The organism is Brevibacillus sp. MER 51 (assembly GCF_023714195.1).
Lineage (GTDB): Bacteria > Bacillota > Bacilli > Brevibacillales > Brevibacillaceae > Brevibacillus.
Genome location: NZ_JAMAUS010000012.1, coordinates 12,346 through 33,905 on the forward strand (window position 1 = coordinate 12,346; position 21,560 = coordinate 33,905).

At 41.4% G+C, this 21,560-nt stretch carries 25 protein-coding genes; 15 read left to right on the top strand and 10 right to left on the bottom strand.

All coding sequences use genetic code 11. From position 1 onward, the window contains the following. Positions 1-12: 12 nt before the first annotated feature. The gene (locus tag M3630_RS22670) at positions 13-582 is read left to right on the top strand and encodes an SF0329 family protein (RefSeq protein ID WP_251253618.1); all 570 of its coding nucleotides are present in this window, start codon (positions 13-15) and stop codon (positions 580-582) included. A 107-nt stretch (positions 583-689) separates the two neighbouring features. On the opposite strand, the gene M3630_RS22675 is transcribed toward M3630_RS22670, so the two are convergent. The 4 genes from M3630_RS22675 to M3630_RS22690 form a co-directional block, all read right to left on the bottom strand. Continuing rightward, complete coding sequence (locus M3630_RS22675; protein WP_251253619.1) at positions 690-1,271, bottom strand: type 1 glutamine amidotransferase family protein; 582 nt, start codon at positions 1,269-1,271, stop codon at positions 690-692. A 106-nt stretch (positions 1,272-1,377) separates the two neighbouring features. Beyond that, positions 1,378-1,710, bottom strand: coding sequence for an AzlD domain-containing protein (locus M3630_RS22680; protein WP_251253620.1), 333 nt, complete (start codon positions 1,708-1,710; stop codon positions 1,378-1,380). Continuing rightward, complete coding sequence (locus M3630_RS22685) at positions 1,701-2,435, bottom strand: AzlC family ABC transporter permease (RefSeq protein ID WP_251253621.1); 735 nt, start codon at positions 2,433-2,435, stop codon at positions 1,701-1,703. The genes M3630_RS22680 and M3630_RS22685 overlap by 10 nt, the downstream gene beginning before the upstream one ends. 82 nt (positions 2,436-2,517) lie before the next feature. Next, on the bottom strand, positions 2,518-3,327 hold the full coding sequence (locus M3630_RS22690) for a TrmB family transcriptional regulator (RefSeq protein ID WP_251253622.1): 810 nt from the start codon (positions 3,325-3,327) through the stop codon (positions 2,518-2,520). A gap of 145 nt (positions 3,328-3,472) precedes the next feature. On the opposite strand from M3630_RS22690, the gene M3630_RS22695 reads away from it, so the two are divergent. The 9 genes from M3630_RS22695 to M3630_RS22735 all read left to right on the top strand — a co-directional run bounded on the left by M3630_RS22695 (position 3,473) and on the right by M3630_RS22735 (position 11,379). Next, positions 3,473-4,180, top strand: a complete 708-nt coding sequence (locus M3630_RS22695) for a DNA alkylation repair protein (RefSeq protein WP_251253623.1) — start codon at positions 3,473-3,475, stop codon at positions 4,178-4,180. A gap of 254 nt (positions 4,181-4,434) precedes the next feature. Next, complete coding sequence (locus M3630_RS22700) at positions 4,435-5,139, top strand: ABC transporter ATP-binding protein (protein WP_251253624.1); 705 nt, start codon at positions 4,435-4,437, stop codon at positions 5,137-5,139. A 2-nt stretch (positions 5,140-5,141) separates the two neighbouring features. Then, entirely contained in the window at positions 5,142-7,466 is a 2,325-nt protein-coding gene (locus M3630_RS22705; RefSeq protein WP_251253723.1) for an ABC transporter permease, read from the top strand. A 168-nt stretch (positions 7,467-7,634) separates the two neighbouring features. After that, positions 7,635-8,072, top strand: a complete 438-nt coding sequence (locus M3630_RS22710) for a hypothetical protein (RefSeq protein ID WP_173611353.1) — start codon at positions 7,635-7,637, stop codon at positions 8,070-8,072. Positions 8,073-8,167: 95 nt separating this feature from the next. Beyond that, on the top strand, positions 8,168-8,560 hold the full coding sequence (locus M3630_RS22715; protein ID WP_251253625.1) for a DUF1259 domain-containing protein: 393 nt from the start codon (positions 8,168-8,170) through the stop codon (positions 8,558-8,560). Between the two features lie 158 nt (positions 8,561-8,718). Next, on the top strand, positions 8,719-9,510 hold the full coding sequence (locus M3630_RS22720) for a TatD family hydrolase (protein ID WP_251253626.1): 792 nt from the start codon (positions 8,719-8,721) through the stop codon (positions 9,508-9,510). 290 nt (positions 9,511-9,800) lie between these two features. Then, a complete protein-coding gene (locus M3630_RS22725) occupies positions 9,801-10,199 on the top strand; it encodes a hypothetical protein (protein WP_251253627.1) in 399 nt (132 codons plus the stop codon). Between the two features lie 146 nt (positions 10,200-10,345). Beyond that, entirely contained in the window at positions 10,346-10,930 is a 585-nt protein-coding gene (locus tag M3630_RS22730) for a hypothetical protein (RefSeq protein ID WP_251253628.1), read from the top strand. Between the two features lie 125 nt (positions 10,931-11,055). Further along, on the top strand, positions 11,056-11,379 hold the full coding sequence (locus tag M3630_RS22735) for a response regulator transcription factor (protein WP_251253629.1): 324 nt from the start codon (positions 11,056-11,058) through the stop codon (positions 11,377-11,379). 871 nt (positions 11,380-12,250) lie between these two features. Here the strand turns inward: M3630_RS22735 and M3630_RS22740 are convergent. Then, positions 12,251-12,586 (bottom strand): DUF3139 domain-containing protein, encoded by a 336-nt coding sequence (locus M3630_RS22740; RefSeq protein WP_251253630.1) that lies wholly within the window; start codon positions 12,584-12,586, stop codon positions 12,251-12,253. 93 nt (positions 12,587-12,679) lie between these two features. Here M3630_RS22740 and M3630_RS22745 point away from each other — a divergent pair, with 93 nt between their 5' ends. The 3 genes from M3630_RS22745 to M3630_RS22755 all read left to right on the top strand — a co-directional run bounded on the left by M3630_RS22745 (position 12,680) and on the right by M3630_RS22755 (position 15,374). Beyond that, the gene (locus tag M3630_RS22745; RefSeq protein ID WP_251253631.1) at positions 12,680-13,264 is read left to right on the top strand and encodes a hypothetical protein; all 585 of its coding nucleotides are present in this window, start codon (positions 12,680-12,682) and stop codon (positions 13,262-13,264) included. Between the two features lie 516 nt (positions 13,265-13,780). Continuing rightward, a complete protein-coding gene (locus M3630_RS22750) occupies positions 13,781-14,311 on the top strand; it encodes an RNA polymerase sigma factor (protein ID WP_173611349.1) in 531 nt (176 codons plus the stop codon). Between the two features lie 112 nt (positions 14,312-14,423). Next, a complete protein-coding gene (locus M3630_RS22755) occupies positions 14,424-15,374 on the top strand; it encodes a hypothetical protein (RefSeq protein ID WP_251253632.1) in 951 nt (316 codons plus the stop codon). An 83-nt stretch (positions 15,375-15,457) separates the two neighbouring features. Here the strand turns inward: M3630_RS22755 and M3630_RS22760 are convergent, their stop codons facing one another. The 3 genes from M3630_RS22760 to M3630_RS22770 all read right to left on the bottom strand — a co-directional run bounded on the left by M3630_RS22760 (position 15,458) and on the right by M3630_RS22770 (position 17,842). After that, a complete protein-coding gene (locus M3630_RS22760; protein WP_251253633.1) occupies positions 15,458-15,919 on the bottom strand; it encodes a GNAT family N-acetyltransferase in 462 nt (153 codons plus the stop codon). Between the two features lie 88 nt (positions 15,920-16,007). After that, the gene (locus M3630_RS22765) at positions 16,008-16,751 is read right to left on the bottom strand and encodes a suppressor of fused domain protein (RefSeq protein WP_251253634.1); all 744 of its coding nucleotides are present in this window, start codon (positions 16,749-16,751) and stop codon (positions 16,008-16,010) included. Positions 16,752-16,918: 167 nt separating this feature from the next. Then, positions 16,919-17,842 (bottom strand): GNAT family N-acetyltransferase, encoded by a 924-nt coding sequence (locus M3630_RS22770; RefSeq protein ID WP_251253635.1) that lies wholly within the window; start codon positions 17,840-17,842, stop codon positions 16,919-16,921. Between the two features lie 161 nt (positions 17,843-18,003). Between M3630_RS22770 and M3630_RS22775 the strand changes: the two genes are divergently transcribed. Next, the gene (locus M3630_RS22775) at positions 18,004-18,795 is read left to right on the top strand and encodes an aminoglycoside adenylyltransferase domain-containing protein (protein WP_251253636.1); all 792 of its coding nucleotides are present in this window, start codon (positions 18,004-18,006) and stop codon (positions 18,793-18,795) included. 16 nt (positions 18,796-18,811) lie between these two features. Next, positions 18,812-19,384 (top strand): hypothetical protein, encoded by a 573-nt coding sequence (locus M3630_RS22780; protein WP_251253637.1) that lies wholly within the window; start codon positions 18,812-18,814, stop codon positions 19,382-19,384. A gap of 83 nt (positions 19,385-19,467) precedes the next feature. Here the strand turns inward: M3630_RS22780 and M3630_RS22785 are convergent, their stop codons facing one another. Then, on the bottom strand, positions 19,468-21,030 hold the full coding sequence (locus M3630_RS22785) for a YcdB/YcdC domain-containing protein (protein WP_251253638.1): 1,563 nt from the start codon (positions 21,028-21,030) through the stop codon (positions 19,468-19,470). Next, positions 21,014-21,553: an RNA polymerase sigma factor gene (locus M3630_RS22790; RefSeq protein WP_251253639.1), complete on the bottom strand. Its 540-nt coding sequence runs from the start codon at positions 21,551-21,553 to the stop codon at positions 21,014-21,016. The genes M3630_RS22785 and M3630_RS22790 overlap by 17 nt, the downstream gene beginning before the upstream one ends. Positions 21,554-21,560: the final 7 nt, after the last annotated feature.

Sequence of the window (21,560 nt, forward strand, 5' to 3'; positions counted from 1 at the left end):
ATAGGAGGATACATGTCCTGGAGCAAAGTGAAGAAACAACTGGAGAGCTTTCTCTGTCCTGCGCTAAATGGAAGGGTCGAATACCGTGCAACGGGTTACCGTTATTTACCTGATAAATCCGGAATTTGTTATATTGCCGTAGATAAAAAGAACGTACTTACTATGAGTGATATAACTAGCTCAATCCGATGGTATCAGACGGAGCAGGAAATTAAGAATGATTCTGAAATCCAAATTCCTATCACCAATGAAGAAATGGAAGCAGTCAGAAATGAAACCAAGGGGAACGTTCCGGAGGATCGTCTAAAAGTCATTGCAAGAAATAGAAAAATATCCGAATATGCAAAGGAGCTTTTGTCAGCACAGGCAACATTAAGTAAATCAAATTTTATCGTTGTGGCTAATCAGTTTTTATCTATTTCTATAGAGGAAAGCATAGAGAGCAATGATATCCTATTGAATATTCTAGCCTTGGTGGACAGAAGAGTTGGGAAAAAGAGGATTTTGAATATGGCTGAGAAGATGAAGTTAAAGCATCCAATTGTGCAGTATTTCTATGAATTACGGCTTAGTACATTATGAAAAATAAATATGTCAGGAAATTAGTTGTCATTATTAAACCGAAGACCCTTTTCGATTCAGGTCTTCGGCTTTTCATTTGATGGGGGCATATCGTGTCTACCAAACCGCTAGGAGGGAAAGTAGCCCTTTTTAAATATTTCGTACCATTGATTCAATTCCTCGCCTTCCAAAACACCCAATCTCTCCAAAATATGCCTTGAAAACTCCAATGCACCGCTTCCATTCGCAGTGATGAGATTCTCGTCCCGGATTGACTGACCCTCTACATAATGTTGATCTCCTCTGTAGTTGGGAGCTCCTTCCTTCAAATAAGGTAACGTATTGCCTGTATGTTTATGATTGTCCAAAAATCCGTGATTCCCCAAAAAAGTCGTAGCATCACAGATGGCTGCGACAGGAATATTCTTGCTCACACAATATTCAACCACTACTTTTGCTATCTGATTCTTTTCTTCTCTCCATCCCGTTCCGCCAGGTATGATTAACATGGCGATGTCCTCAGTCGGGTTAAATTCGTTTACGCTATAATCTGGAAGGACCGTTAAACCACCCATCGAAACTTTAGGTTCCTGATCAATGGCGATTGTCTTTACACGATATCCTGTTCCTGGCTTGTTCAACTCTGAACTGACGTAACTTGCCTCCCAATCAGCAAAACCATCCGTAATAAAAATGAGCACTTCCTTCAAAGTGATTCCCTCCCTGTAACTTCATGTACAAATGAATTGTAAAACAACTTCACTGACAGTTATGGTCAGGAAAGAAAACGGAAATCACTTGAACATCTTGAAGCGATCAAGCTGGAAACAAAAAACGTAAAGCCATCACGGCAATAATGCCTGCGAGTACAGTTACCAATAAACTACGTGTTTTTATCGCAATGTAAAAGGTTGGTATGGCTGCTAGAAGTTCGACATTGATTGTAGAAAAAGAAATATTTTCACCATGTTTAAATACCTCTTGCGCTACTAGAGCAGCCATAACAGATATGGGGACATAGCTTAACCACCGTGTTGCCCAATCTGGCAATTGAAAACGACTCAGTACCATAAGAGGAAGGACTCTTGGGATGAATGTAACAATTGCTGTTCCTACAATCATCAAAAAAACATCCAATCTTACTTCCATTTTTCCATCACCATCCCTATCGTTGAAGCAAAAATTGTAGCAACAATAACTCCCATACTGCTAGACAATACCGAACTGGCTCCCACAGCAATAACAACTGCGATTATCGCGACAACCACATCACGTCTGATTTTCTTTCGACTTAACATCGAAAGTACCAGAAGTCCAATAAACATCGCTGTCAAAGCAAAATCCAAACCTAATGTTTCGGGATTTGAAATCCATTGTCCCAAGAATGCTCCCGCTATATTGGCTACGCACCAGTTTAGATAAGCAGTTACATTTAGACCGTGCATCCATTTTTCGCTAATGTAATTCTTTTTTGCAGCTTCGTTGATCGCAACTCCAAACGACTCGTCGGTAAGTAGAGACCCTACTAGCATGTTTCTAAGCGGAGAAAGATGCCGAAAATATGGTGCCAGGGCTGCACTAAGTAAAAGATGCCGAAGATTAACAAAGAAAATGGTAATAATAATGGTGGTAATCGAACTGCTTGCTGCCATCATTCCGGCAGCGATAAATTGGGCTGAGCCAGCATAAAGAATTAAACACATCAAGGCTATTTCAGTTATACTCAGACCCGCTGTCCTTTCGATCACACCAGCAGCGAATCCAATACTTAAATAACCGAGTAGCGTAGGGACACAATCCTTTACACCTTGGCGAAAAGTATCGTTATCTCTTGAATCTGCCACCGTTTCGATTTTGTCATTTGCCAGTCCCATTTTATCTCTCCTTAGTCTTATTTACATTCAGGGAGTTATTGTAATAACTACTATGAAAAAGTGAAAGAAAATACGGTTCAAATTACTTGAACCGTTTTCCTGTAACCACGTGGAACAGGTCAGGATGGTTAATCCAGACAGCTTCGGCTTTCTCGGGGCCAACTTCCTTAACTAATTGCGCAAACATAATGTCGTGCCTGATGTACTCCACTGCTACTAATACAAGTGCTGGGTCTTGTGTTTTTATAGCCCATGCAGCGGTATTTGGAGCGAAATTTGCTATTAATACTTCTTCATTGTCCCTGGAGACAATGGTTAAACGACCACTCATACGTTCCTCTGCTACTTTCGGAGACATGTAATCATGATGAGTGGTTGCCCCTAACTCGGTATCGGGTGCTCCAAACAACATAGAAAATACAGGAACACCTTCTTTTATCCGCTTATCAACGTCCTGTTTAATAAAAGAAATCTGTGGTTGCCAAATCGATAACCATAGTTCTTCTCGGGCTTTGTTTATCATATCGACCATTTCTGTGATAACCAGTTCATCAGTACTAATGCGTCGAACCACGTCTACTTGCTGTTCACTTTCTAAGGCAGATAGATTTTTTTCAAGATAATCAAATGATTGCTCGAAGGAATTTCGCAATCGCGTGATTAATTCTTTAGCGGGCAAAGGAGAGTAGGTCAGAGGTTCAGATGGTACCGTATAAACTGCTCCTTTATCTAACAATTTGCCCAATACTTCATAAATCATGGAACGCGGTACACCCGATCTTTTACTAATCTCATATCCAGTTATAGGAGACTGCTTCAAGAGTCCGATATAAGCTTTGCATTCATATTGTGAAAATCCCAATTTCTGAAGTTCTTTATAGATTTCATCCAAAGAAAACCAGCACCTTTTTAGTGATTATTGTTATAACCTCTAAGTTCTATGGTGGTTATTATAATAATCACTAATCATATCGTCAATCATTTTAATGATACTTTGCGTTTGTTGGCCGAGAAAACAACGAAAGAAGGGATATACGATGGATTTAGAGATGGTCATGCAAGAGCTTGAAGCTCTCGGCAAGGAACGAACCAAGAAAATTTATCTATCCAATGGCGCTCACGAACCACTTTTTGGCGTGGCTACAGGCGCTATGAAGCCCATGGCGAGAAAAATCAAGATCAATCAGCCCTTGGCGGAGCAGCTTTACGCGACCGGGAACTACGACGCCATGTACTTTGCCGGTGTGATCGCAAACCCAAAAGCAATGACCAAGGCGGATTTTGATCGCTGGATGGATTCCGCTTATTTTTATATGCTGTCCGATTATGTGGTGGCAGTCACCTTATCTGAAGCAGATATTGCCCAAGAAGTTGCCGATCAATGGATCACAAGCGGCGAAGAGCTCAGAATGTCTGCTGGCTGGAGTTGTTACTGCTGGCTTTTGGGGAATCGCCCCGATCGTGAATTTTCCGAAAGCAAAATTGCCAGTATGCTTGAAACTGTAAAAAATGCGATTCACGATTCTCCCGAGCGAACGAAATACGCTATGAACCAATTTATTTACACCGTGGCAACCTCCTATTTGCCACTCCACGATAAGGCGGTCGAAATTGCAAAGGAAGTAGGACCTGTAGAAGTCCAAAAAGACAAAGCAAAAAGCAAGTTCCTAAACGCTCTCGATAATATTCAAAAAGCAGTAAGTAAAGGGCAGCTTGGTTTCAAACGGAAACATGTGAGGTGTTAACCCCGTCATGTTCAAACGGAGTATCCTTTTTAGAGGTTGCTCCGTTTTTTTGCGAGCAAGTCGAATTCCTCCTATTGGTAATAGTAGACGAATTTACAGGCGATACTGGACGTGTAGCGATTTTTCTGACAAGCGCGAACAAACTCCTTCTGAAGACCGAGGTCAAAATACATCGACTGCGGGATGTAACTACTCCCTGTTGGTATATTATGGTATCTAAGCTTTCGAAAATAAGATACGAGGAGATGTAGTATGTGAAGACGTTAATCGAATTCAAAAAAGTAACGAAAGAATACAAAATCGGAGAAGTGCCAATCAAAGCGCTCAATGGTGTTGATTTTTCCATAGCGGAGGGAGAGTTCGTCGTTATTTTGGGGGCGAGTGGCGCTGGTAAAAGTACGATTTTGAATGTGCTAGGCGGTATGGATACGGCTACCTCAGGCCAAGTATTTGTTGGCGATCAAGAAATCACCCGATTCAACGAAAAAAAATTAACACAATACCGCGGTGAGAAAGTCGGTTTTGTCTTTCAATTCTATAACTTAATTCCGAATTTAAACGCTCTCGAAAATGTTGAATTTGCCACGGAAGTATGCAAAAACCATCTGGATGCGAAAGAGATTTTACATAAAGTTGGATTACAAAATCGCATGAGAAACTTCCCTTCCCAGCTCTCTGGCGGCGAACAACAAAGAGTTGCCATCGCAAGAGCTGTTGCCAAAAATCCTTTGCTTTTACTTTGTGATGAACCAACCGGAGCTTTGGATTATGTGACAGGTAAATCCGTCTTAAAGCTTCTCCAGGACTTGAACAAAGAGACAAAAAAGTGCGTCGTATTGGTCACACATAATTCCGCCATTGCTCCTATGGCTGACAAAATTATTAAGGTGAAAAGCGGAATGATTGAAAGCGTTACCATAAATCGTGAAAAGCAAAGCGTGGAAGGGATTGAGTGGTGATGATGAAATTATTTTTAAAAGTAATAAGGGATATCAAACAATCGATCGGGCAATTCATCGCCTTTGTTTTGGTTATCGCAGTAGGAGCCTTTTTCTATGGGGGGCTCGTAACTTATAGCAATAATCTTAGTGCTTATACAGAAGGTTATTTTCAAGAACATAACATAAGCGACCTGTATGTATATTACGATCAAATTTCCCAAAATGATATCGCTGTTTTAAGTAAAATAGAAGGCATTAATAAAATTGAAGGACGCTATACTTTTGATGCCACGCAAACCTTTGAAGGTGATAAAGCTTTTTTGAAAATTCATTCCATCCCTTTCAAAAACGAAATTAACACGATTGCTATGATTGAGGGCAAAATCCCGACCAAAAAGAATGAGATATTATTGGATTCTCGTTATGCGAAAGAACATCTTTTTCAAGTTGGTGATGAAATCAGTATTCGTGCGAATGAAAAAAATTTTACATTTACCATTAGCGGCTTGGGTGAGAATGTCGAACATGCCAAAAAGAACGAAATACAAGACCATAAAACCTTCGGAGTCGCTTATATTGCCGAAGAGACCATTTCTGAAATCTTCGGTGACCTTTCCTATAATGAAATCATGATCGATGCTACAGAAGGCTACGATATTGACAAATTAGGTCAATCCATTGAAGCACAATCCAAACACCTTCCTTATGTAAATCAAGTAAGCAAAGAACGGACTCTCAGCTATTCGAAAATAAATGAAACGATCCAGAATAATAAATTGATGAGTATGGTCATCCCTTTCGTTCTCTTTTTGATTGTCGCAATTATCCTGTTTCTTACCATGTCGAGAATGATTGATTCTCAAAGAACTCAAGTAGGGATTATGAAGGCTTTAGGTATCAAAAACAGTTACATCATGCTTCATTACATGGGATACCCTGTGCTGGCAGGTCTCATAGGCTCCATCATCGGTTGTGCAATTGCCGCTCTTGTATTTGTCCCATTCGTAACGGCATCGAGTGCAAGAGCCTACTCTCTGCCTGGCATTACTTACTCCCTTTCATTCTATTCTTTTATTCCTCCCATTATTTTCTCGAGTGCATTTGGAATCCTAGCGTGTTACGTAAGTGGTAGAACCATATTAAAAGAACGTGCGGCTCAGGCTATGCGTCCTAAACCGCCAAAGAAGATGAAAACGCTACTGATAGAAAGATTTCCGGGTATTTGGAGTCATATCTCCTATAGCTACAAACTTATTTTGAGAAATATTTTCCTCAATAAACAAAAAGCTTTAGCGAGCTCCACTGGTGTCGTTGTAAGCACGGTCCTATTGATCACCGCTTTTGGCACTCAATCCGCGTTGCAAAAAGTAGCTAGCCAAATTGAAGATGTCTATAGGTATGATTTACGAGTCGATTATACGCTGGGAACATCTATGGATATGATAAAACTCCCCTCTGGCATGAAAAATCATTATTATTTATCCACCTTTCCTGTTGAATTCATAAAAGATGATGAAAAAAATAATGCCACTCTCGTTGTTACCGAAAAAGAAAACACGCTCATTCATTACTTTGACGAAAATGATAATCGGATCACTTTGGAAAACAACGGTGTGCTCGTACCAAAATCCTACGCAGACAAATATCACATTGCTGCAGGAGATACCATCCAAATAACGTTCGATACACCCGAGCATAAAAATAAAACTGTAGACATGAAGGTTTTCCATATCTCTACGCAGTATTCGAACCCTTCGTTTTATATCACACCAGACTATTTAAAGAGCTTTGGCATTGACTACAGTCCAACCTCACTTTTCGTTGAAGCAAATAGCTCTGCAGATCTTATAAGTGTTCGTAACTTCTTTGAGCAAGATTCTCATGTTGAAACCATTTCAGATAGCGATGATCTAAAGAAAACCGCTGAATATATTTTGAAACAAAACAATTTTGTATTTATCATGTTTATTGTTTGTGCCGTCATCCTCTCTTTTGGCGCGATATACTCGATCTCTTCCATCAACATTTATGAAAGGAGTCGCGAGCTTGCAACCCTTAAGGTATTAGGCTATCAAAAACATAAAATAAACCGACTCATCTTTTTTGAAAACCTGATACTCACTACATTTGCGATTCTTGTTGCTTTACCGATAAGTGGTTATGTTTATTCCATGATCGTCAAGGCGCTGTCCAGTACCCATCAACAAATCCTGGATCAATTAACGATTCCTAGCCTGTTGGTTTCTGTTGTTCTTGCCTACTTGCTTACGATTCTGTCCAACTTGCTACTTCAAAGAAAAGTATCCAACATCAATATGATTGAATCATTAAAGGGAGTGGACTAAAGCTATTGACCGACTGCTTTACACGCCTGTCTTATGTCTGATCTATGTTAAAGGATAAGCTGTGTGATTTATTCGAAAATATGGATTCATCTGTTTTAATTCCCTTTTATTTCTATTATATTATACGTATGTCCAATATTTTACATTTACTATCAAAGGAGGATTTCTATGATTAACAAAAAAGCCATGAGCGCAATGTTCCTAGCTACAATGGTAGCAACAGGAGTCGTAAGTTATACAGTACCTACAGCAGCAGCAAAGATAAGTGAATCTACAAGTCATTTAAATCTTTATCCACCAGGAGTATTTTCTTACACACCGACACCAGAGGAAGAAGCGCAATGGGGTTACCGCTGGGCCTTTTTGGATAAAGAACAGACTCTTAGAAAGTACGTTTATAAAGAACATGCATTGATGCAATACAATCAATATGGACCGGAATCTGATTGGAAAGGCTCAAACAAAGGAGTGTTTGCATACAAACCAACGCCAGAGGAAGATGCACAATGGGGCTATCGTTGGGCATTTATCGATAAAGAAGGCAAGGTTCGAAAGTTTGTAAAGAAAGAGAATGCTGATTTGATTTATAAGCAGATTTTTGGTTGAGCTATAAAATCTTATACTTTGGGTAATAGGCCGTCATCCGTTTCCATCCTGGACCTGTCTTCATACGATAAACAAAAACAGGGAGGAAATGAGGAATGCCCAAAAAAGTCTCGCTTTGTGAGCAGTTCTCCAGAATTATTAGGGGGCAATCCGGTTTTGCCGGCGGAAAATGTGTCTCAACCATCAATCGCAATCAAATAAAAGCGACTATTTTGGGGAAAAGATTTCGCGTAACTTCTTCTTTTTCATTTGAATCCTTGAATCCAAAAACGGGCAAAGCGCTTTGCTTAGGGAGAGCTGCCTTCTTGCAGAAAGAAGTCAATCCGTTCATTACAACCATTCGGAAGCAAGGCATAAAAGTCTCGTCCATCCATAATGAATGGTTATTCGATCGTCCCCGCTTGATGTATGTAAATATAGAAGCAGTCGATAGACCTCTGGCTTTCGCAAGAAAAGTAAGGCGAGCATTGGATGCCATTCCTTCATGAGAATAGAAAGAAACGAGTCCTCTCTGTCACCGCAGGGAGGATTTTTCGTCTATAGAACCTAACTGCTCCATCAGCTATAATGAAAAACAACCAAAAATAGGGATTTTAGTGAAAAATCAGTACTCACTCAAACCTCCTACTAGGAAGGATGGATTCTCTTGGATACACAGATCATCGATATAGGCGTAAACCTGATGCATCGCTCCTTTCACCAAGACCGCGATGAGGTCGTTGCGAGAGCAGAGAAACAAGGAATATACCCGTTAATTTTGACAGGGACAAGCTTGAGAAACAGTATAGATGCCTCACGATATGCGAGTCGCTCCAAAGGAAAGCTGTACACTACGGCAGGTATTCATCCTCACGATGCAAAAAGCTGTGATGAATCCACGATCAAAAAATTGAGAGAACTGGCAACTCTTCCCCATGTGGTAGCCATTGGAGAGTGCGGGCTGGATTATAACCGCGACTTCTCCCCGCGTGATATCCAAAGAAAGTGGTTCATCGAACAAATCTCCCTGGCCACAGAACTTCAACTGCCGTTGTTTTTACATGAACGCGATGCTCACCTTGATTTTGTCTCGATCCTCAAAGAGCATCGTCAAAATATCAATCGTGGGGTTGTACACTGCTTTACCGGAACCTCCAAGGAATTGGAAACCTATTTAGAGATGGACTTCCATATCGGGATTACGGGATGGATTTGTGATGAACGACGCGGGAAGCATCTTCGAGAGCTTGTCAGAAAAATTCCCTTGAATCGTTTGATGATTGAAACAGACGCGCCATTTTTAACCCCTCGTGATTTGAAAGAAAAGCCTGTGGATGGTCGGAATGAGCCAATGTATTTGAGACATATATTGCACGCGGTCGCACAATGCATGGGATTGAGCCCTGAAGAAGTGGCCAGCGCTACTACCAAGACTGCGAAAGAATTTTTTAACGTATAGGTCCACTTTCAGCATCAGTACATGTAGAACATTTCCGTTGTTGATCACGAAGAACATATACTAGATAGTTATTCGCAAGAGGGACTAGTGCCCTCTTGTGGTTTAAATACAAATGTAATTTATTGGAATATATGTTATATTTGCGGAGTACCAAAATCAGTTAGCAATAAATTTAATAAGGTGGTGTTCTATAAATAAGTTTTGAGAGATTATAGAATTCTTTAATCATTTTTAAAAAATCAATGAGATGCCTATTTAACTTTAGTATTTTAAGAAGAAAGGAGCATCATATGAATATTTTTTCATTAATCATTAAATTCTTTGGTATAGGTTTTATCATTTTAGGATTTTTAAAAATTGGAGGGTTAATAACCATAGAGTTCAAAAATATTTTTAGCCTCTCATTAGCTGGCTTTTTCTTTGTACTGTTCGACTTTATTAGTCATTTTGTTGAAAAGTCAGATAAAAAAGCATTAAGTAACACATTATCATATTTAAGGGTAGCAACTCTTTTTTTATCAATAATGACCATAATAGTAGTTCCATTTTCCCCTATAAAATGGAATACTCCTTTTCTAAAAGTTATAACTGATTCACTAGTTTATTTAAGTTTAGGAATAGTAATTTACCTTATTGGTTCTAAGGATAGGAATGGAAACAAGATAAATACTTTTTCTGTAGAAAAATGAACCAGGTATATCTGAGTTAAGCAGAGAACATCAGCTTGTGACAGTGTCTTGAAAATAGATTAAGTAACAAAGCTATCCTTTTACGATCCTTAAAAATAGATTTAACTTACAAATAATGGATAACAGAAAAGAGAGGTGGTTTGTTTATGCTTAAAAAAAGTATGGCTTCAAGTCTCGGTCTTTTATTCGTTGTGATGTCTTTCACACTTCCTACTCAGGCTGCCGAACCAACGCTTTTGAAATCGTCCGAACAAAATATTTCATCCCATGCATCACTAAAGCAATCCTTATCAGCGAGCTCTTCTTATGGAGCGAAAATGTGGATCAAGAACAATCAACTGGTCCCACAAGGCTGGGTAATTACCGACAGTACTAGTACCCAATTCGAAATTACATGCGTGATTGGGGCTACGTACCGAGCGACACTCTGGATCAAGTACAACCAACGGATTCCTGATGGATGGGCTGTTATAGATAGCAGTGGTACTTCTCTTCAAATGATTTATACACAAGGCGCAGGTTACGGTGATAAACTGTGGATGCGGAACAATCAAATCGTGCCGCAAGGATGGGTCATTACAGATAGTACGACGGATAAATTTGAAATTACGAGTATTCAAAGAGCGCCAAAGGGAGCGAAGCTATGGATTAGGTATAATCAACAGATTCCAGCAGGCTGGGTCGTTACCGATCGGTTTAACACGAAAATTCAAATCACTTTTATGGGCTAGAGACCGCTACTAGAGTGGGACGCGACTAATCTGCGTCCCTCTTTTTTATTGCGGCTGTTTTTGACCTATCTATTTTTTACAACTCTATTACATCCCCATGCTATGCTTTACGAGAGGTGAGCCAAGTGGCTACCATCCTAATTGTCGAGGATGAGATTCCAATCAATGAGCTCATCAAAAGAAGCCTGCAAGCAGTGGGACATAGATGTATTTCGGTGATGGACGGAAAAGCGGCACTGGATGAGATGGATCTCGTTGTGCTGGACATTATGCTGCCGGAGGTTGATGGATATGAGGTTTTCCGCCAAATTCGTGGGACGCCCACTATTTTTTTGACAGCGAAAGGCAGCCTGACAGACAAGGTAAAGGGCCTGACGCTCGACGCAGATGATTATTTGGTAAAACCCTTTGAGATGCTGGAGCTGCTGGAATGGGGCTATAACAAGTAGCAGAAAGCTTTACCTAGAGTCAACGGAGCATTTACCTGTTCACCTTGTGAATTACGGTTCGGACAGACTGCAAAAGTTGGGGAACCGATGAAAACTGTTGGCTTTTACTATTCCGTTCATTTTTAGTTGCTCTTATTCTACTAAATCTGTCATACTCTTGTTTGTTTAAGTAATGTTTTCACTGTCATCAGCTCCTGATGGCAGTTTTTTATTTCCGGACCCTTATAGGCTGAAGGTTAAGACTACCTCAATGAAATAAGAGTAATGAATTTTTTATCAAAAAAGTTAAATAAGCTATTTTTCATAATATATGGTAGGATAAAAAACAAAAGGGAATAAACTCTGTTTTTGGTAAAAACAGTATAACGAGTCTGGTAAACGAGTCTAATTGAATGGTAAACTATATCGTTTTGGGAGGGGGGATTTGTGAAAAATGGTGTTACTTTCGCAGGAAAAAGGAAGTTTTACGCATGAAGCAGTTGTAGGGTGTCCTCCAACATAATGCGGATTTTGTACGCTAAGTATCGAAAGCCTTGAAAAACACGTATTTTCTGTACGCTAAGAATTGATAGAACAGCCCTGTTTGAATATATTCAGACCTAGATTTCACTAGTTTTCTCGTTGTTTCGTCAGAGTCTACCCACAATGAACATAACCATACAAAGCAGACTCTACTTTGCGGGCTGTGACAGTTACGCTGGTATTTTTAACGTGGTAAATCCACGTTTTGCTGGCGGCACCATAGCTAATTTCATGACCGCTAAGGTCTTACCGTACAATTTTAGCATTTGGTTGGCGGTACTCCTTGTAGAAATTAACCAGCAATTAGACAAGTACATTTACACTGTTTAATCCAAAATAACATAACCATTCAATTTAACCGCTTCTTGTCAATGTGCTTATACTTGCCTTGGTTTTCTTCAATTTCTCCATCACTTGGTCCAAGTTGAATCCACTCAAGCTCATTTCTGAAAGTATAGTTATAAGTCACATCAGGCTCATCTTTAAACACTACATTTACTGAATATGTAGGCATTTTAGAAAAGACAGCCTCAACTCTGAGTATATCAGACTCTTTATAATCGTTTGTTACCACAAGATATTGGTGCATTTTCGCTTCAAGATCATTTAATTTTATTTGAATGTACGTATACACTCCACCAACGATCAAACCCAGAACAACTATGGAATAGAACAATTTTTTCATCAGAAAACCACCCCATGACTAACATAAATTTACTCAATTGTACATTTCACCGAATGTTCTATCAATAAAATTCTATTTAGAGGTGCTATATCGATGAAATTTCTAAAGAACGCTTTTTTCACTACCTTGTTTCTTATTCTTCTTGTTGTACCACTTAGTGCAAGTGCGTCATCTACTCCCCCTACAGCTGTACCTAACCCTACGTATCCAGGCACTAACATAGAGATGAAAGTTGGAGATGTACTATACTCAACAAAAACACTAGGAAGCTCGTCTAAAATTGTAGGACATGTTGGAATCGTAGGCTCCGATTTCAGAGTATATCATGTTACTCCAGCAACAGATGGTGGAGTAGCAGACAGTATCGATTCCTATATGAGTAGACACGGATCAGGCGAAACAATCGAAATCTATAAATATCGATATGCCGGAGCAGCAAATGCAGCAATGTGGGCTAAACAAAATTACAGTAAAGTATATAACTATTACATTTCTCTAGATCGTTTAAGTGTGATGAATCCGAATTACTGCTCAAAATTCATTTGGCAAGCTTTCTATTATGGTGCTGGTAAAGATGTCATGAATAAAAACCTCACAGACAGCACTTATGGAATTATATATCCAATTGGTTTTACCTATTCAGGATTTTCTCTTTACGATTCGTTCAAAGTAAAATAAGAAGACCAAGCTCCTCATTTTGGGGAGTTTAGTATATCCCTAGAATTGTATTACCCGCATAAAGCGTCTATAAAAACTATAAAAACAAAAGAGCGTTCCCCAGCTATCCAAGGCGTGGGGGACGCTCTTCTTCATAATTTTAAAATATTTACTAGTATATATAATTCCATAGTGGTAGAACCAGCGACCGTGACAGTTTACTTGAAAAAGGAATCTTTTTTACGTATTCAAGTAAATCGTGTATCCATTGGTATAATAGGCTTTTCAGGCGGTATCACCCAGGAGCGTTTACAGGGAGTTTTATTCCAGGGCAAAAGCATGAATCCAATGTGCATACTCTTCCCGACGACTGTCTGAGCGGTAAAACGAATTAGGAGTGTAATAAGTTGTATCCTTACTATCGTCACACGAGAAAGGACACCTGACTGATTATCCAGAGTGTCTCATTTTTTTCATAAAAGTGAAAGATTGTCAGCAGCTTTTCCGTCTATACAGTAACAAGGAGGTGGAACACCAGTGGAGGATCATACTGGCGCACGAATTGAGCAATGGTTTCACTCATACAGCCAAGATGTTTATCGTTTCCTCGTCTATTATACAGGACGAACAGACATCGACGATCTGGTGCAAGAGACCTTTATTCGTGCCCTCAAAGCTATGCAGGCAACAGAGGTTGAGAATCCCAAAACGTGGCTGTTTGCCATAGCACGAAACGTAGCCATTGATGAAAGACGCAAAACAAAGCTACTAAGATGGTTGCCGGAAATCTTCTTGCAGCATCTCGTTTCGCACGACAAAACTCCGGAAGAGTCGCTGATGTTAAGTGAAAATAAGCGTTTGCTCTACGAAATGATCAATCAATTAAAGTCTTCTTATCGGGATGTGTTGATACTAAGAGGGATCAAAGGACTATCGAGCAAGGAGACTGCAGAGGTGTTGGGCTGGAGCGAATCCAAGGTCAATCTCACGATGCATAGAGCGATAAAGTCGATTCAAAACAAACGAAATGTTTCGATTGCGGAGGTGATGAACGATGCGATCATGTGAGGAGCAGATCATTCTGGAAGAATTGAATCAATTCCCGGAGCAAATCCTTTCCCGAGAACGAAGCCAAGCAATATTAGAAGGTGTGCGAGAAGAAGGAGGTAAACTTCAAAAAGTGAACAAACGAAAAATGTATTATGGATGGATGGCAAAAGGGCTGATCACCTGCGGCCTGTTACTCGGTTTTTTCTGGATGAAACCATTTTCTGCACCAGCAGAATCAACGAGCAGTGCAGCCTTGAATCCTGAAGAACAAACGTATTTTGCAGCTGCTCAAAAAGCTGTACAAGATGCGAGTGGCATTCAAAAGACCTTCTCATTTGGAGAGATTGAGAAAGACGCAGACTCCTATAGGGTACAGGCAAAGAATCAAGAAACCCGAGAAGCCATCGTCACTTTTAAGCCTGGTACCACTGAGGTTCTTACCGTCTTTGCGAGGTTTGCGATCAACGAATTACCGAAGTCCTATCATACATATGTAGAGACTGCACAAGAAGCATTTAAGGATACGAAGCAACAGGTTACCTTTCAAGATACCGGTTTTTTCAAAAGTGAGAAGGAAGCATATTTTTCCTTTTGGACAGATGACAAACAATATGTCATAGTCGATCTCCCAACAAATAAAGTGTCTGATTTCATATTATATTACAACCTAGAAGACGTCGATCAAAAGATCATCTCCATGGCGCAAACAGCTTTGACCCGTTTATCCAATGAAAAAAATCTTTCCTTTACCCAGGCCCAAAAACGTTCAGATGAACGTGAAGAGAAATGGTTGCTCATGAATAAACAAAAGAAATATGAAGTAATGATCGGGGCAAAAACAGGTCAAGTGTATGAAGTGAGCCATGGAGCAGAAAACTATAAAATCAAAGCACTAAATGAAGTCATCCCTGTAACCAAGCCACTTATTCAGGACATTTTTGGCATAGATATCTCTGGATATACGGCTTACGGCGGTCGGGACTGGGGCGGCTATATTTTGAGAAGTCCGGGGAAACCAAGTTTCTCCATACAGCTTGGAAATTTGGATGTTGGTGATATTAATCGAATTGAAATCGAATAGGCGACTTGGCTCGGTCATAGCAGAGGAAAACGGGTTCTATATTACGTATATGGAACCCGTTTTCCTTTTCCATCCTACTTTTGTTAGTCGATGGACAGCTTCATTTTCAGCCCCTCATGCGTCGCTTTAAATCCTAAGCGTTCATAAAAGCGCAACGCATCTTCTCGTTGTTTATCTGTCGTTAGTTGACACAGATGGCAGCCCCTCTCTTTCGCCCGTTCAATCGCCCATTCAATTAACTCGCTCCCAACTCCTTGACCCCTTTCCGTAGATGCTATCCGAACCCCCTCAATCGTCGCTCTCCAGCTACCTTGATGTGTCAGATAAGGAGTAAACGTAATCTGTAGGACACCAATAATTTCCTCATCCCGGCACGCCACAATCAATTCGTTATTGGGATCTGCGTCAATGGATTCAAACGCTTTTATGTAGCTTTCTGGTAGTGGAGTTTCGTAACGCTCTCTCGTCTTGCCTAATTCATCATCCGCAAGCATTTGAACAATTCTATTCAGGTCTTTTGCTGTTGCGACTCGAAAATGAATCATCGTTTGCCTCCAACTGATTTTTGTGTGATTATTCTAACATCTTACAAAAAACCCCTTTAGTAAAAAGGGGGCGGGAATTCGTATATTTTTACTTGCACGTATTTCTTCTATTCGGATTCAAAATCAGCGCATCATCTTCCAGCTCAAACAATTTATCCAATAGCGCATCCATACCATGCTCCAATTTATATTCCATCTCTTCTTTATACAGAGGAATTAAGAAATAGGCATGAATCTTGTTTCCGTCCTTGGTGGGAATGACACTGATTTCTTCTGATAGCTGGAACAGAACGACTCCATTTAAACCCGTGCCATCCGCATACGGTTCATATTCCTGATAATTCGGTATCGTATGTCCGTACCCCAACCATGTATTGTACTGGTGAGGAAACCGTGCCAGCATTTTCATCAGTCTAATTGGCCAGTAGTTATTTTCATCCTCTAGCGACTCTTGTGTCAGTTCCCAGGAAGCCGGCAAAAATATCATCAGTTCTGCTCGCTCAATATTCTCTTCCATCTGCTCCTGTATTTCATCCGGGATCGTCATCGGCAGATCACTCATCCCATTCGTATACAGAACCCAAAATGGCTCTTCTTCTGTAGGGCTCATCACATTCACATCAATATGGATCGTATCGGAAATAATTTCGTGAAAAACATTGCTTTCTCTTCCGGCAAATACCTTTTCAAAGTGGGCAACGATTTCTTCTACATATTCCATGGGAGCTGGGGGTTCATAATCAGCTTGTTCGTTATATGTGTAAATCGTAGTGCCGTCTTTTGACTTTTCTCCGTTGTTTGTACCGCCGAATAGCTTCTTGAAAAAGTTCATCGCAGATCCTCACCTTCTTATCATTCAGACGCTTGGTCCTCTCTATTGTATCGGCTTAAGATACACCCATGTTTTACCTTATCTATGTATTTCTTGCAAGAGAATTCCGAATCAACTTGCATAAAAAAGAGGGAAGCCTCGCTAGCGCTCCCTCTTTTTCGTCTTTCTTATTTCCATTCTGTATAATACCTGATCTCTTCTTTATCTACCTTGAATCCAACCGATTTGTATAGAGACAAGGCTGATATATTCGTCGTTTCAACCATGAGATACGCGGATTTCAGCTCATGCGATTTTAGATACTCCAATGCTTGTGCCAGTAAAAACTTCGCAAATCCACGCTTCCGCCAAGGTTCTTGTACGAAAACATCCTCGATTACTCCATCTTCTTCCTCTCGCCATGCCATCAAGCCCGCAGCTATCGTATTGTTATAACGAATCACCATTGATGTCCAGAGCGCTTTACTCTTGTATTCAGACAATCGTTCATGTCCTAACGGAGCATCCGGCCAGATCGTGGCTTCCACATTCAAGTAATCTTTTTCTTCCCCTGAGCTCTCCATTTTCCAATATGAAAAATCAAAGTCTTCGTCCAGCGTTAACACAGGAATAGGCTCCAGTAAATCGCGTTTCATCTGATACAAGCTATTCAAATGCTTGTAGCCCATTTGAGTGAAAAATCGGTTGTTCTCTGTTTCAGATGAATCGTTGCCGACACATAGCATCGTTTGGTACGTAGCTGGCAACGTTTCTTTTAATTGCAGAGCTCTTTGAAGAAGATGCTGGTACACCTTTTCTAGCAATTCGGCGTCATCTTCTCGCTCCGGGAGCGTTTTTAGATTCACGTAGATTGAATGCTTGTTTTCTTCTGAACGTCCGGGAGGGATCGTATTTATGATACTGACTTGCCCCTTCGCGATCATTTTTCCACTTTCAAATGCACAATAGACATTACACCAATTTGCTTCTTCTCCGACCCACCAAAACGTCGCGTTTTCTTTTGCAGTAACAGCTTGATATAGTTCGCCAAGTAACGGGAAGTCTTCCTTTTGAAAATTCCGAATAATAACGTCAGTTGAAAATTGCCTCACCTTTATACCCCTTTCAAAATCTTGCCCTTTGTTAGCATTTGCTCCATCACAATAAACGCCTTCTTTAACAGTTGTTGTCATATGGATTATACTGGGGTATGAAAACGATGGAAATACCTAGCGAGTTCAGCTAATCTTGATCTTCAAAAAGGAGCTTGCTTATGGACACGAGAATCCCGGAAAGCATTAGACCTTTCGTACACGACTATACACAACGACTTATGGCTGAACTGCCTACTGTCATCTACGGTGTGTATTTGTATGGTTCTATTGCTCTATCTGGCTTCGAGGAAGATAGAAGCGATATTGATTTTGTAACACTTTTGCATAGAGGCTTAACGAATGCAGAAATAGAAACGCTCAAGAACATTCATCAGGCTCTGCAAAACACCAACCCATTCGCTAATAGAATGGACGGCATGTATATCCAGCTGGATGACGTCGGAAAAACCAATCCATCCCTGGAGCCTTATCCTTACGTTGACAATGGGACATTCAAATCATCCGGCCACTATGATGTCAATCATGTGACGTGGTGGATTCTCAAGCAACAGGGCATTACCGTTATGGGGAAAAGTGTTGAAGCATTACACATCCCTACCCAATGGTTGGATGTCGGGGAAACGATGAAATACAATGTCCATGATTATTGGGCGCCGAAAGGAAAAAGTATGGTGAAATTCATGCTTAATGAGTGGGTAGAATTCGCCGTTTTCACCTTATGCCGAATCTATTACGCGCTCATCCATGAGAGCATTATTCCGAAAAGAAAAGCTGTAGAACTGGCTCTGCATGAGCTTCCCAGTGAATGGCATCCCTTGCTGAAAGAATCCTTGCGAATACGCTACCAACCAAATGAACCATCTTTATTTTCGAACAGATTCAAGCGGGCAAAGGAAACCCAGAGATTTATTCGCTATATCTGCGAATTGTCGCCTAGTCATACGGAATAAAGAAGGGGATTGGCTTATGAAGATCATGGAGCATTTGCAGCTTGAGCATTTTAAACAAATGGAACAACTCGAGCTTCAATACTACGATGCTGAATTTATTACACCGTACCAAGAGAGCTACAATTGGTATTTGTTTCGTCCCGATTCGGTCGTTGCGATCGAAGAGAATGGGCGCATCATTGCTTTTATGAACCTGCTTCCCGTCAAGCCGCATATTTACCTGCAAATTGCGCAAGGGACGTTTAACGACAGCCTGATGACAACCGCGGATATCGAGGATTTAACGACTTCTCCCGAGCAAGTTTATTATTTTCTGTCCTGTGTCATTGTCGATCACTCTTATCGGAAAAGCCCTGCCTTGCGCATGATGCTGCATCATTATCTCGATGTACTGACCCATGTCGAGCAGAGTGGCTGCCGCATCCAATCGATCATCATGGACAATATCACAGAAGCAGGCCATCGGTTCGCTCAGCGCCTTTGCATGAAGCATGTATGTATAAGCGACCACGACTCTCATATACATGCCTCGGACTATGAGAGCTTCAAACAGCATGTACACGCGAGTTATCCCCTGCTTTCCAGCTAAAGGCTTCGCATCGACCGTTCTCGAATCAGTAAAGCAACTTACCTCCATGAAGCGTCTTTTCATGGAAGTAAGTTGCTTGCTTTTTAGTTGATGACCTTGCCTGTCGTGGCTTCTATTGCCCATGGCTGTTCTGAATCCCGGCGGATTTGGTAAGCAAGTACTGGCTCTGCCCCCTTTTCCGCGGGCAAGTACACGAGTTCCAATGGAGCATATTGCACAAATTGATCAAGTGCCTCTTCCTTGGAGAGCGTTTTTGCTGTCTGATCGGTCTGTATCCATGATAAGTCCGAAAAATTGCCCGTAAGCTCGGTAACAAGCCCGCTAGCCAGCTCGACCGACACTTTATAAGGATGATCGATGACGGGAATCCCGTTGACCTTCGGTGCAAAGGTAAACTGAATGGTGCTAGGTGACTCTTGCGACGCTTCCAGTGACAGCTCACGAACATCCGCGGGGAGGAATTTCTCCAGGTGGGCTATCGCCATTGTTTGTGCCTGTTCGTAGGTCGTTTCTCGTTGGTACTTACGTTCATCTGTAGCCATCCGTGAATACCCGAGAAATGCTCCGTCATCTGTCGTCTCAACAGAAACGCCGTTGCCCTGCCCATCGTTCCAGGAATATGAAATACCATGCGGATTTACACCGATGAATGCTTTTTGTTCCACCTTTATGCCCAACTTGCGCTCAAGCAGCTTTGCCACCTCACCAGAAGTTTTCAGCACGAGTGGTTTTCCTTGTCCCGAAACAGCAACGGACTTTTTCTCTGCTCCCGCTTGGCTGATCAGTTTGCCTGTTTTCGCTTGCACAAAAACATCTGATGCTACTACATATTGAAGCTCTGGTAGTTTCTTTCCTGCATAAACGAGTCGAAGCGTACTCCCCAGCTGTTGGGCAGCCTTCTTCTTGTCGATCGTCCCTTCACGAATGGCAGGCTGTGATGCTACGCCACTATCTTCGAGATCAGGGTAAAGAAGCAAGGTCATTTCCCCGGTTTTTGGGGAGATACGGACCGTCGCACTATTCTCCTGAAGAGGGATGCCATTGATGATTTTGCGAAAAGCCACTTCTCCCTGGGCCAAATTCGAGTGAAAATAATCCACTTCAAACTGTTTGCTCTGCGCTCCCAGCTTCTTTTGCAAATAGGCCTCTGCCTGATCTTCCATTGGTGATTTCTCACGTGTTGATATGGGTTGACTCCTATCTGTTGGGTTCGATGCAGGCTCCTCGGCTATGGACTGCGGCTGTAGAGCATCACGTGTAGTCGCTCGGTTTTGAACGATTTTGTTGCCTGCTTTTGGGGTAGCTTCCTGATCCTGCTGTGGCTTAGCCTTGCTTTCCACCGGCGGAGAAGGCGTAGCAAGCGGTGGCGTAGCTGTTATGACGGCTGGAGGTGAGATGGTTGTTTGCCTATCAACAGATGGCTTCTGCGGTGAATCATAGCTCAGCCAAACACCCATGAATACGGCTGCTGCAAGGGAACCTGCTCCCGCGACAACTCGCTTGATCTTCGCTGCTTGCTCCATTCGATACGCCTCACGAATGAGTCTCTCCTTGCCCATCTGCTTCCACACTTGACGAGGTGGGTTGCTCTCCTGCCTGACGTGATTCAGTAATTCAACTATGTGGTTTTCATCTGGCAAACTCATTGGCAATCCTCTCCTCGCAACCGTTGCCGAGTATTTTCTGCAACGCTTTTAGTCCCCTGTGACAGTCCACTCTCACTTTTGTCTCTGGAATCGCCAAAATCTCGGCTGTTTCCTTGACACTGTACTCCTTTATATAGCGAAAAATTACTATGATGCGCTGATCAGGCTTCAACTGTTGCAATGCCCGTTGAATACTATGCATCTCTTCTTTTGTCGCAAGCTCCTCTTCTGGAAGGCCCTCCGTAGACTTCATGAGGGCCAACCAGTTGTCTGAGAACAAACGCTGCCACTTTTGTTTGCGGTAATGATCAATCGCGACATGCTTGGCGATGGAAAAAAGCCATGTCTTCATGGCGACCCGACCATCGTACCTCGGCAAAATTTTTAACAGTCGTGAAAATACTTCCTGCACCATGTCTTCTGCATCTTCTTGTCTGCCCGTAAAGTAGAGCAAAAAATAGTAGATGTCATCATAGTGAGCCTCGTAAATAACCCCAATTCGTTCCGCCAACTCCCCAGACAACAGGCTT